The following is an 11,903-nucleotide window of genomic DNA, read 5'->3' on the forward strand; positions in this document are numbered from 1 at the left end:
TCCGAAGGAAGTTGACCAGCCCTCCCGGCTTTTCAACTTCTTGCCGAATGAAGCTATTGACTTGGTTTTCTCGTGCGTCCTAGCGTTCGGGCGCCGCCTCGTCGTTCTCCGGCACGGGGCAGGTCCCGTCCCCCTTGGAGGCCCATCGCCATGCGCTCACTCAGGTCCGCGGCCGCGGCGGCGCTGCTCGTCCTCGCGGCGGCGCTGACGGGATGCACCCAGGAGGGCGGCCGCGTCGACATGGGCCCCACCGGCGGCACTCCGGTCGAGGGCGGCACGGCGACGATGGCGCTGCCGCCCGCCGCGACACCGAACTGGATCTTCCCCATCGGCCCGCCCGGCTACGGCGGCTCGTACAACTACGGCATCCAGTCACTGCTGTTCTCGCCCGTGTACGACGCCGTGCAGGAGAAGGGCAAGGCAGAGCTGACCACGCACGGCCCGAGCACCCTGGGCCTCGAACCGAAGTTCAGCGACGGCAACAGGACCGTGACCGTGCCGCTGCGCGAGGGCGTGCAGTGGTCCGACGGAGAGCCGGTGACCTCCCGCGACCTGGAGTTCTGGTTCAACCTCCTCAAGGCCAACAAGGCGGACTGGGCCAACTACTCGGTCGGCACCATGCCCGACAACGTCAAGCGCTTCGAGACCGTCGACGACCACACCGTCCGGCTGCATCTGAGCCGCGCGTACAACCCCGACTGGTTCGCCGCCAACCAGCTCACGCTGATGCGCGCCCTGCCCCAGCACGCCTGGGACGCGAAGACCGATGGCGGGAAGATCGCCGACTGGGACCGTACGAAGGCGGGCGCCAAGGCGGTCTTCGCGCGGCTCACCCGGCACGCCAAGAGCCTCGGCTCGTACGGCACCGACCCGCTCTGGAAGACCGTCAACGGCCCCTGGAAGCTGGCCGGGTGGCGCGACAACGGCCAGGTCACCATCGTCCCGAACGAGAAGTACAGCGGCCCGAAGTCCGAGCGCCCGCACCTCGACAAGGTCGTCTTCAAGCCCTTCACCACCGCCGACTCCGAGTACAACGTGCTGCGTTCGGGCGGCGTGGACTACGGCTACATCCCGCCGTCGGTGATGGCGCAGAAGGGGAAGTTCGAGGAGAAGGGCTACCGCGTCGATCCGTGGGAGGGCTGGGCGGCGACGTACATCGTCTACAACTTCAACTCCACCCACGCGGGCCCGATGATGGACCAGCTCTACATCCGGCAGGCGATGCAGCACCTCGTCGACCAGAAGGCGATGAGCGACGTCGTCTGGCAGGGCAGCGCGACACCGACCCTGGGTCCGGTGCCGGTGACGCCGAAGAGCCAGTATCTGTCCAAGGCGATGGAGAAGAACCGGTACCCCTTCTCCGTCGGCAAGGCACGGCAGTTGCTCACCTCGCACGGCTGGCGGACCCAGGACGGCACCGCACGCTGCGTACGCCCCGGAACGGGCGACGACCAGTGCGGCAAGGGCATCGCCAGGAACGCCCCGCTCGAACTCACCCTGCTCTCCCAGTCCGGCTCCACCGAGACGACGAACATGATGCAGGAGCTCAAGTCCTCGCTCTCCAAGGCCGGCATCGGCCTCACCGTGCGCCAGCAGCCGCTCAACTCGGTTCTCGGCAACTCCGTGCCCTGCAAGGCGAAGGACCCCGGCTGCGACTGGGACATGTCCTTCTTCGGGACGGCCGGCAGCTGGTACTACCCGCTCAACCCCAGCGGCGAGCAGCTCTTCTCGACCGGCGCTTCGGCCAACTTCGGCAATTACAGCGACAAGAAGGCCGACCGGATCATCCGGGGCGTGCAGTACTCCCCCGACATGAAGGCCGTGCACGCGTACGGCGAGTACCTCGCCGAGCAGCTGCCCGTGATGTGGATGCCCAACCCGGCGTACCAAGTCTCCGTGATCCGCAACGACTTGCGGGGCGTCGGGCAGAACCCGACGGTCACCTTCGCGCCGCAGGACTGGTACTACGTCAAGAAGAAGGGAGCCGAGAAGTGACCGGCTTTCTGGTCAAGCGCTTCCTTCAGGCGCTCGTCGTGCTCTTCCTGGTCTCGGTCATCGTCTTCACGCTCCTGCACATGCTGCCCGGCGGTCCGGCCCGCGCCATCCTCGGCCCGAAGGGCACCCCGCAGCAGATCGACCACTTCAACCACCAGCAGGGGTACGACCGTTCGCTGCCCCAGCAGTACGTGATGTATCTGAAGCGGCTCTTCACGGGCGACCTCGGCGAGTCCTTCAAGCTCAACTCGCCGGTGTTCGAGCTGCTCAAGCAGCGGCTGCCGAAGACGCTGCTCCTGACGGTCCTCTCCACCGCGCTCGCGGTGATCATCGCCGTGCCGCTCGGTCTGATGCAGGCCGTGCGGCGCGGCAAGGCGTCGGACTACGCGCTGACGGGGCTCGCCTTCCTCCTCTACGCGACGCCGGTGTTCTTCCTCGGCCTCATCATGATCATCCTGTTCGCGCAGGTGATGCCGATCCTTCCGGCGGAGGCGCCGCAGGGCGAGACGATCGGTGAACTCCTCGGCGATTTCACGGGGTTGATCCTTCCCGTCGTCACCATGGCGTTCGGCATCGTGGCGATGTTCAGCCGCTACATGCGCTCGGCGGTCCTCGACAACCTCACCGAGGAATACGTCCGTACGGCGATGGCCAAGGGGCAGTCGAGCCGCCGGATCATGGTCCGGCATGTGCTGCGCAACGCGCTGATCCCCCTCGCGACGCTGCTCGGCCTCTATCTGCCCACCCTCTTCAGCGGCGCGCTCGTCGTCGAGTCGATGTTCAACTACCCCGGCATGGGGCTGCTGTTCTGGAACGCGGCGCAGGGCTCCGACTTCCCTGTGCTGCTCGGCGTGACGCTCGTCGTCGGCATCGCCACCGTCGTCGGCTCGCTGCTCACCGACATCCTGTACGCCGTCCTCGACCCCCGGATACGGAGCGTGGCATGAGCACCGCGACCGCCGCTGTCACCCCAGGGCACGAGGAAGCCGCGCAGGCCACGCCCTCGCTGGCCCGCCGCACCCTCCAGGTCTTCACCGGCAACAAGCTCGCCCTGACCGGCGTGGTGGTCCTGGTCCTGCTCCTGGCGTTCAGCTACCTGGGGCCGCTGTTCCACTCCACCGAGCAGGTGCACACCGACCTCTCCCAGGCCAACCTTGCCCCTGGCAGCTCCGGCCACCTCCTCGGCACCACCGACCTCGGCTACGACATGGTCGGACGGCTGATGGTCGCCGGGCAGACCTCGCTCGAAATCGGCCTGGCGGCAGGCCTGTTGGCGACGCTGTTCGGGACCGTGTACGGCGCTGTCGCCGGGTACTTCGGCGGCTGGGTGGACGCCGCGATGATGCGGATCACCGACGCCGCGCTCGCGATCCCCGCGATGTTCCTGCTCGTCGTGGTCGCCGCGATCATCACGCCGAGCAAGGGCGTCCTCATCGTCATCATCGCCTCGGTGGCCTGGCTCTCCCCCGCCCGTCTGGTGCGCGGCGAGGCGCTCTCGCTGCGCGACCGCGAGTACGTCCAGGCGATGCGGATGATGGGCGGCGGCGGTGCGCGTGCCGTGTTCAAGCACATCGTGCCGAACGCCATCGGCACGGTCATCGTCAACTGCACCTTCCAGATCGCCGACGCCATCCTCTACGTCAGCTATCTCGCCTTCCTGGGGCTGAGCATCCCGCCGCCGTCGGCGGACTGGGGCTCGATGCTGTCGGCCGGCATCACCTACACCCAGAACGGCTATTGGTGGCTGATCTTCCCGCCGGGCATCGCGATCGTCCTGGTCGTCGCCGCGTTCAACTTCATCGGTGACGGGCTGCGGGACGCGTTCGAAGTGCGGCTGCGGAAGTAAAGGGAGAACCGAAGAGATGACCGAGCCTCTGCTCACGATAGAAGACCTGCGCGTCGACATCGCATCGCGCGACCGCACCGTCCACGCCCTCGACGGCATTTCGCTGGAACTCGCGCCGGGCGAGGCCCTGGGGATCGTGGGCGAGTCGGGCTGCGGCAAGACGATGACCGCGCTCAGCGTCCTCGGGCTGCTTCCGACCGGCGGCCAAGTCACCGGCGGACGCGTCCTGTTCGACGGCACGGACCTGGCCGCCGCCCCCGCGCCCGTCCTTCAGGACGTACGCGGCAACACCGTCGGCATGGTCTTCCAGGACCCGCTGACCTCCCTCAACCCCACGATGACGATCGGCGCACAGGTGGCCGAGCCGCTGCTCCTGCACCGCACCGACCTGGGCAGGAAGGAAGCCTGGGCGCGGGGCGATGAGATGCTGCGCCTGGTCGGCATGCCGCAGCCGGCCGAGCGCATGAAGGCCTATCCGCATCAGCTGTCGGGCGGCATGCGCCAGCGCGTGGCGATCGCCATGGCCCTGGTCTGCGAGCCGAAGCTGCTGATCGCGGACGAGCCGACGACCGCCCTCGACGTGACGACACAGCACCAGATCCTGGAGCTGATCGACGGTCTGCGCGAGCGGCTCGGCATGGCGATGATCCTGGTCACCCACGATCTGGGCGTGATCGCCAACCGGGTCGACCGCGTCGCGGTGATGTACGCGGGGAAGATCGCCGAACAGTCCGATGTGCGCGGCCTGTTCGCGCGGCCGCGGCACCGTTACACGGAGGCCCTGTTCGCCTCGCTCCCCGAGCGGGCCGCGGACAGCGGCACGGAGCTCCACACCATCCCCGGCCTGCCGCCGAACCTGGCGGTGCGGCCCACGGGTTGCCGGTTCGCGCCCCGCTGCGCCTTCGCCACGGACGAGTGCCGCACTCAGGAGCCGCCGCTCGCGGACGATGAAGTGGGGGGCATCAAAGACCCAGAGCACCGGTACGCGTGCTTCCATCCGGTGCCGGACGAGGCGTCGGATGACGAGATCGTGCTGCCGGCGGCCGCTCCCGCGCCCGGCGCCCCCGGTGACGTACTGCTCGAACTCGACGAGCTGGTCAAGGAGTTCCCCCTCAAGGGCGGTGCCTTCTCGCGCCGCCGGGGCACGGTCAGCGCGGTCGGCGGGGTGTCCCTGGAGATCCGCAGGGGCGAGACGTTCGGCATGGTCGGCGAGTCCGGCTGCGGCAAGACGACGCTCGGGCGGATCGTCGCGGGCCTGGAGGAGCCGACGGCGGGGCGCGTCCGCTTCGGGGGCAGCGACCCGGCGGACATGTCACGGGCCGAGCGGCGTGCGCACCGGCGGCGCGTTCAGCTGATGTTCCAGGACTCCACGGCCGCCATGGACCCGCGGATGCGGGTCGGCGAGATCCTGCGGGAGCCGCTGGTCATCCAGGGCGTCGGCAGCCGGGCCGACCAGGAGAAGCTGGTCGCCGGACTCCTCGACGCGGTGGGCCTGCCGCGCGGCGCCGTGCACCGCTATCCGCACGAGTTCTCCGGTGGGCAGCGTCAACGCCTCGGCCTGGCACGGGCGTTGACGCTCTCCCCCGATCTGGTGGTCGCCGACGAGCCGGTCTCCGCGCTCGACGTGTCCGTCCAGGCGCAGATCCTGAACCTGATGCGGGAGCTCCAACGGGAGCGCGGTCTGACGTATCTGTTCATCTCGCACGACCTGGCCGTCGTGCGCCATCTGGCGGACACGGTCGGCGTGATGTACCTCGGCAAGCTGGTCGAGTCGGGCCCCGCCGAGCAGGTGTACGCGCATCCGCTGCACCCCTACACACGTGGGCTCCTCGACACGGTCAACCTGCCCGACCCGGAGGCGGCGGCAGGCCTTGACCGCTCACCCCTGGAGGGCGAGACACCGTCGGCCGCGAAGCCCCCTTCGGGCTGCCGCTTCCGCACCCGGTGCCCGGCGGCCCAGGAGGTGTGCTCGACCACGGAACCGCCGGTGAGCACCCCGAACAGTGCGGGACACCGGGTCGCGTGCCACTTCCCCCTGCCCGCGCCTCGGCTAGCGTCGACGGCGTGAGACTCGCGGATGCCCTGACCCGCCGCCCGCTCGTGCTTGACGGCGGCCTCTCCAACCAGCTGGAGGCCGCCGGGCACGACCTGGGTGACGCCCTGTGGTCGGCGCGGCTCCTGGCCGACGAGCCGGAGGCGATCGCGGCGGCGCACCGCGCGTACTACGAAGCGGGCGCGGACGTCGCCACCACGGCGAGCTATCAGGCCACGTTCGAGGGCTTCGCCCAGCAAGGCGTCGACTCGGCAGGCGCGGCCGAACTGCTGCGCCTGAGCGTGGAGTTGGCGCGCGGCGCCGGGGCGGGTGTCGGCCGGGAGGTGTGGGTGGCGGCCTCCGCGGGTCCCTACGGGGCGATGCTCGCCGACGGCTCCGAGTACCGCGGCCGCTACGGCCTGACCGTGGCCGAGCTCGAGCGTTTCCACCGCCCTCGCCTGGAGGTCCTCGCGGACGCGGCGCCCGACGTGCTCGCCCTGGAGACGGTGCCGGACACGGACGAGGCGCGGGCGCTGCTGCGCGCGGTCCGCGGCCTCGGCGTCCCCGCATGGCTCTCGTACACGGTCTCCGGCGGCTTCACGCGCGCGGGCCAGCCCCTGACCGAGGCCTTCGCGCTCGCTGCCGAAGCCGACGAGATCTTCGCGGTGGGCGTCAACTGCTGCGATCCGCGCGACGCGGACGCGGCGGTGCGCCTTGCCGCGAGGATCACCGGAAAGCCGGTGGTGGTCTATCCCAACAGCGGCGAGACATGGGACGCGGCCACCAAGACGTGGCAGGGGCCCCAGCGCTTCAGCGCGGGCCGGGTCACCGGCTGGCGGGACGCGGGGGCGCGGCTGATCGGCGGGTGCTGCCGGGTCGGTCCAGAGACGATCGCGGAGGTGGCCGGCGAGCTGGACACCCCGCCCGACCTGCGATGACGTCCCGTGCGGGGGTGACTGTCAGTGCCGGGGTGCAGACTGGCTGATACCTGAGACAACGACGTCGGAGGTGGCCACCATGGCCGATCTCATCCTGACCGTAGGCACCCGCAAGGGCCTGTTCATCGGCCGCAAACGCGGCGCCACCGGAACCTGGCAGTTCGACGAGAGCCCGTACTTCAACGCCCAGGCCATCTACTCGGCGGCCATCGACATCCGCGGCGGCACCCCCCGGCTCCTGGTGGGCGGCGACAGCTCCCACTTCGGCCCCTCGGTCTTCCACTCCGACGACCTCGGCAGGACCTGGACGGAACCGGCCAAGCCGGCCGTCAAGTTCCCCAAGGACACCGGCGCCTCCCTGGAGCGCGTCTGGCAACTGCACCCCGCGACCGCCGAACCGGACGTCGTGTACGCGGGCACGGAACCGGCGGCGCTGTACAAGTCGCAGGACAGGGGCGAGACCTTCGAGCTCGTGCGCCCGCTCTGGGAGCACCCCACGCGCGGCGAGTGGGTGCCGGGCGGCGGCGGAGAAGGCCTGCACACGGTCCTGACCGACCCCCGCGACCCGGACGCGGTGACCGTCGCCGTCTCCACCGCCGGGGTGTTCCGCACGCTGGACGGCGGCAAGAGCTGGGCCCCGTCGAACCACGGCGTCTCCGCGGTCTTCCTGCCCGACCCCGACCCGGAGTTCGGCCAGTGCGTGCACAAGGTCGCCCGGGACGCGGTCGACCCGGACCGCCTGTATCTGCAGAACCACTGGGGCGTGTTCCGCAGCGACGACGCGGGCGCGCACTGGACGGACATCGGCGAGGGCCTCCCCTCCGACTTCGGCTTCGCCGTCGTCGCCCACCCGCACCGCGCGGACACGGCCTATGTCTTCCCGATCAACGCGGACATCGACCGCGTCCCCGCCGACCACCGATGTCGCGTCTACCGCACGAGCGACGCGGGCAAGAGCTGGGAGCCGCTCAGCGCGGGCCTCCCCTCGGGCGACCACTACGGCACGGTGCTGCGGGACGCGATGTGGAGCGACGGCCAGGACCCGGCGGGCATCTACTTCGGCAATCGCAACGGCGAGGTGTACGCCTCGGCGGACGACGGCGACAGCTGGCAGGAGTTGGCGTCCCATCTTCCCGACGTACTGTGCGTCAGGGCTGCGGCCATCGGTTGATCGACGCCCCCGTTACGGCAGTAGGGTGACGCCGTGGCACCACGACCCTTGCATGAAATCGTCGAGGCGGGCTGGGCGAAGGCCCTCGAACCCGTCGCCGGAAAGATCACCGAGATGGGCGGCTTCCTGCGCGCGGAGATCGCCGCGGGACGCACCTACCTCCCGTCCGGGCCGAACGTGCTCCGCGCGTTCCAACAGCCCTTCGACGAGGTGCGGGTGCTGATCGTCGGCCAGGACCCCTACCCGACACCGGGGCACGCGGTGGGCCTTTCGTTCTCCGTCGCGCCCGAGGTGCGTCCGCTGCCCGGCAGCCTCATCAACATCTATCGCGAGATGGGCAGCGACCTCGGGCTCCCGCCGCCGTCGAACGGCGACCTCACGCCCTGGACGCGGCAGGGCGTCCTGCTGCTCAACAAGGCGCTCACCACGGCTCCCGGGCGCCCGGCGGCACACCGGGGCAAGGGCTGGGAGGAGGTCACCGAGCAGGCCATCAAGGCGCTCGCCGCGCGCGGGCGGCCCCTCGTCTCCATCCTGTGGGGACGTGACGCCCGCAATCTGCGGCCGCTGCTCGGCCCGCTGCCCTCCGTGGAGTCCTCGCACCCCTCACCCATGTCGGCGGACCGCGGCTTCTTCGGCTCGCGCCCCTTCAGCAGGGCCAATGACCTGCTGGTCCAGCAGGGCGCACAGCCGGTGGACTGGCGGCTGCCGTGACGGACGCCCCGTGCGTCATCGGGGTGGACTCGGGCGGCTCGGGGATGCGGGTCGCCCTCGGCGGACCCGCCGTATCGCGCCGCCCTGACCCGCTGAGCTCGAAGGAGCCCGTGCGCACCGGCCCGCACGGCATCGACGCGGGGCACCTGATGGAGCAACTGCTCCCCATGGCAGAGGAGTTGCTGCGGCAGGCGGGCGGCGGGCGGATCACGGCCGTCACCGTCGGCGCGGCCGGCATGGCGACCCTGGGTGACGAACTCCGCGCCGAACTGCCCTCCGCCCTGCGCCAGTCCCTTGGCGTACGCCGGGTGGCGCTGGCCGCGGACGCCGTCACCGCGTACGCCGGAGCGCTCGGCGACCGGCCCGGCGCGGTCGTCGCCGCGGGCACCGGCATGATCGCGATCGGCACGGACCTGGCGTCCTGGCGGCGGGCCGACGGCTGGGGGCATCTGCTCGGGGACTGCGGCGGCGGCGCATGGATCGGCCGGGCGGGGCTCGAAGCGGCGATGCGGGCGTTCGACGGGCGGCGCGGCGGCTCGGCCGCGCTGCGGGCCCGCGCCGAGGAAATGTTCGGCCCGCTGTCCGGACTGCCGGGCCGGCTCTACCCACGCACGGACCGGCCCGCCGTGCTCGCCTCCTTCGCACCCGAGGTGGCGCGCTGCGCACCGGACGACCCCGTCGCTGCGGGCATCCTGCGCGAGGCGGCCGCGCACATCGCCGAGACTGCGGCGGCCGCCTGCCCGCCGCCCGCCGCGGGCACGGTCCGCGAAGTCGCCCTGACCGGCGGCCTGTTCAAGATGGGCGAGCCGCTCCTGACGCCGCTGCGCGCCGAACTCGCGGAGCGACTGCCGGCCGCCCGCCAGGTCACGGCCGCCGGTGACCCGCTGGACGGGGCGGTGCGCATCGCCGCCGACCTCGCCGCGGACCGGCTCCGGCTGCCGCTCGATCCGCGCATGCTGACCGTGCACACAGAGGGCGACAGTTGACCTCTACGTAACTCATCAGACAAAACCGGACGTATACCGCCCACCTGCACCCTCCCCGAACAGTGCAGGCCCGAAGACCAGTAGCATGCGGGGCCATGAGCTCCCCCACCGGGCCCGCATCAGGCCTGCCCGTACGAATGCCGCGACCCCGCCAGCCCGGTCGGCACCGCCGCCCGGAGCCCGTGGCGGCTCCCGAGAACGCGCCTGCGCTCGTCCTCGCCGTACCGGGCGTACCCAGCACCGCCACGCGCAGCCTCGCCGAGGAGGTCGTGAGCATTGCCCGCTCCGAGCTGCCCGGCCTCGACGCCCGCATCGGGTATCTCGACGGCACCGAGGACGCGACGACCACCTCGTTCCCGGAGTTCCCCTCGCTGCAGTCCGTGCTCGCGCACGCCTCCACCGAGCGCACCGCCCGCTATGAGCAGGCGCGCGCCGCGGGTGCGGAGGTAGCCGAGCCCGACGGCCCCGTCGCCGTCGTGGTGCCGCTCCTCGCGGGCCCCGACAGCGCGCTGATGCGGCGCGTGCGGCAGGCCGTGATGGACAGCCGCGCGCCCGCCGAGCTGACCGACGTGCTCGGCCCGCACCCGCTGCTCGCCGAGGCGCTGCACGTGCGCCTCTCGGAGGCCGGTCTGGCCCGCGCCGACCGCGCCCGCCTGTTCACGGTGGCGACCGCGGCGGACGGCATCGTCCTCGCCACGGTCGGCGGCGAGGAGGCCGTGCAGGCCGCCGGGATCACCGGCATGCTGCTCGCGGCGCGCCTCGCGGTGCCGGTGATGGCCGCCGCGCTCGACCAGGAGGGCGCCATCGCGGCGACCGCCGAGCAGCTGCGCGGCTCCGGCTCCACCCAGCTGGCGCTCGCCCCGTACCTGATCGGCCCGGAGATCGACGCGAGCCTGCTCGATGACGCCGCCAAGGAGGCGGGCTGCTCCGTCGCCGAGTCGCTCGGCGCCTACCCGGCGATCGGCAAGCTGGCGCTCTCCAAGTACGCGACGGCGCTGGGCATCGCCCCGCAGCAGCCGTCGGGCGCGCCGGTCCACTGACCGCGCCGCGCATACGGGTCTGATGCCGTTACGCCGATGGGCCCGCCCCCTGACCTGGGGGCGGGCCCATCGGCGTACCGCGGGAGCGGTGGCTCAGCCGAAGATCACGCAGGACGCGGCGGGAGCCTCGATCGATCCCGCGCGCCGCGGGATGCCCGTCTCCGGGTCGATCGCGAACCAGGTCACGTCGCCGGACCGCTCGTTGGCCGCGTACAGGAACCTCCCCGACGGGTCGATGGCCAGGTCACGCGGCCAGTGGCCGCCGCACGGCACGGTGGCCGTCAGCCGCGGCCGCTCGCCCGCCTCGTCGAGCGCGAGCACCGAGATGACGTCCTGGCCGCGGGTCGCGGTCCACAGGAACCGGCCGTCGGGCGCGACGACGACCTCGGAGGGGTACGCCTCGCCGTCGCCGTCCGCGGGTCCCGGCAGCACGGCCGCCTCGCCGAGCGGCTTGAGCGCGCCGTCGGCGGCGTCCCAGGCGCAGATGGTGACGGTGGGCGCGAGTTCGTTCAGGACGTACGCACGGTCGCCGCGCGGGTGGAAGGCGAGATGGCGGGGGCCGGAGCCGGGCCGCAGCGCGAACTCGCGGTGGAGGGTGAGGCCGCCCCGCTCGGTGAGCGCGCAGACGCGTACGGAGTCGGTGCCGAGGTCCACGCTCACCACCCAGCGGCCGCTCGGATCGGGCAGCACCTCGTGGGCGTGCGGGCCCTGCTGGCGCTGCGGGTGGGGCCCGGAGCCGGCGTGCCGGAAGACGTCGGAGAGGGCGGGAGCGAGCGTTCCGTCGGGGCGCACGGGCACGACGGTGACGCTGCCGGAGCCGTAGTTCGCGGTGAGGACGTGGTCCTTGACCAGGGTGAGATGGGTGGGCGCCGCGGCGTCGACGAGGACCTGGGGTCCGGTCCGCTCGGGCTTGTCGCCGTCCACGCGGAAGGCGGCGACGGCGCCGTCGGAGGTCTCGCTGACGGCGTACAGGGTGTCGCCGGCGGGCGAGAGCGCGAGGTAGGAGGGATCGGGGAGGGTGTCCGTGGCGCTGAGGACGGTCAGCGCGCCGCTGTCCGCGTCCACGGCGGCCGTGAGGATGCCGGGCCCGCCCGCCGCCGTGAAGGAGCCGATGTACGCCCGCTGACTGTCGCCGTGCCTGCCCACCACTGCGTTCCCCTCTCGACCGGAGAGCGCCGCGGCCA

The 11,903-nt window shown here is 71.7% G+C and carries 10 protein-coding genes; 9 read left to right on the forward strand and 1 reads right to left on the reverse strand.

Annotated features, from left to right (window positions below; all coding sequences use genetic code 11):
- Positions 1–150 precede the first annotated feature (150 nt).
- From AB0G47_RS19545 to AB0G47_RS19585, 9 genes are all read left to right on the forward strand, one after another.
- On the forward strand, positions 151–1,995 hold the full coding sequence (locus AB0G47_RS19545) for a peptide ABC transporter substrate-binding protein (protein ID WP_360771200.1): 1,845 nt from the start codon (positions 151–153) through the stop codon (positions 1,993–1,995).
- Positions 1,992–2,942 carry an ABC transporter permease gene (locus tag AB0G47_RS19550; RefSeq protein ID WP_360771203.1) on the forward strand — a complete coding sequence of 317 codons (951 nt, stop codon included), beginning with the start codon at positions 1,992–1,994 and terminating at the stop codon, positions 2,940–2,942. Before AB0G47_RS19545 ends, AB0G47_RS19550 begins: the two co-directional genes overlap by 4 nt.
- Entirely contained in the window at positions 2,939–3,841 is a 903-nt protein-coding gene (locus tag AB0G47_RS19555) for an ABC transporter permease (protein ID WP_360771206.1), read from the forward strand. Before AB0G47_RS19550 ends, AB0G47_RS19555 begins: the two co-directional genes overlap by 4 nt.
- A gap of 16 nt (positions 3,842–3,857) precedes the next feature.
- The gene (locus AB0G47_RS19560; protein WP_360771208.1) at positions 3,858–5,909 is read left to right on the forward strand and encodes an ABC transporter ATP-binding protein; all 2,052 of its coding nucleotides are present in this window, start codon (positions 3,858–3,860) and stop codon (positions 5,907–5,909) included.
- Entirely contained in the window at positions 5,906–6,811 is a 906-nt protein-coding gene (gene mmuM, locus AB0G47_RS19565; RefSeq protein WP_360771211.1) for a homocysteine S-methyltransferase, read from the forward strand. The genes AB0G47_RS19560 and mmuM overlap by 4 nt, the downstream gene beginning before the upstream one ends.
- Positions 6,812–6,890: 79 nt before the next feature.
- Entirely contained in the window at positions 6,891–7,982 is a 1,092-nt protein-coding gene (locus AB0G47_RS19570) for an exo-alpha-sialidase (protein WP_360771213.1), read from the forward strand.
- Positions 7,983–8,015: 33 nt separating this feature from the next.
- Entirely contained in the window at positions 8,016–8,693 is a 678-nt protein-coding gene (locus tag AB0G47_RS19575) for a uracil-DNA glycosylase (protein ID WP_266869347.1), read from the forward strand.
- Positions 8,690–9,679 carry a BadF/BadG/BcrA/BcrD ATPase family protein gene (locus tag AB0G47_RS19580; RefSeq protein ID WP_360771216.1) on the forward strand — a complete coding sequence of 330 codons (990 nt, stop codon included), beginning with the start codon at positions 8,690–8,692 and terminating at the stop codon, positions 9,677–9,679. Before AB0G47_RS19575 ends, AB0G47_RS19580 begins: the two co-directional genes overlap by 4 nt.
- A 95-nt stretch (positions 9,680–9,774) precedes the next feature.
- Positions 9,775–10,719, forward strand: a complete 945-nt coding sequence (locus AB0G47_RS19585; RefSeq protein WP_360771219.1) for a hypothetical protein — start codon at positions 9,775–9,777, stop codon at positions 10,717–10,719.
- A 93-nt stretch (positions 10,720–10,812) separates the two neighbouring features.
- On the opposite strand, the gene AB0G47_RS19590 is transcribed toward AB0G47_RS19585, so the two are convergent.
- A complete protein-coding gene (locus AB0G47_RS19590; protein ID WP_360771681.1) occupies positions 10,813–11,865 on the reverse strand; it encodes a lactonase family protein in 1,053 nt (350 codons plus the stop codon).
- Positions 11,866–11,903: the final 38 nt, after the last annotated feature.

Source organism: Streptomyces sp. NPDC021622 (assembly GCF_040640795.1).
GTDB lineage: Bacteria > Actinomycetota > Actinomycetes > Streptomycetales > Streptomycetaceae > Streptomyces.

What these genes read in the sequence shown, in the direction of transcription:
- AB0G47_RS19545 (WP_360771200.1), top strand. Translation starts at nt 151, where the DNA reads ATGCGCTCACTCAGGTCCGCGGCCGCGGCGGCGCTGCTCGTCCTCGCG.
- AB0G47_RS19555 (WP_360771206.1), top strand. Translation starts at nt 2,939, where the DNA reads ATGAGCACCGCGACCGCCGCTGTCACCCCAGGGCACGAGGAAGCCGCG.
- AB0G47_RS19560 (WP_360771208.1), top strand. Translation starts at nt 3,858, where the DNA reads ATGACCGAGCCTCTGCTCACGATAGAAGACCTGCGCGTCGACATCGCA.
- AB0G47_RS19570 (WP_360771213.1), top strand. Translation starts at nt 6,891, where the DNA reads ATGGCCGATCTCATCCTGACCGTAGGCACCCGCAAGGGCCTGTTCATC.
- AB0G47_RS19585 (WP_360771219.1), top strand. Translation starts at nt 9,775, where the DNA reads ATGAGCTCCCCCACCGGGCCCGCATCAGGCCTGCCCGTACGAATGCCG.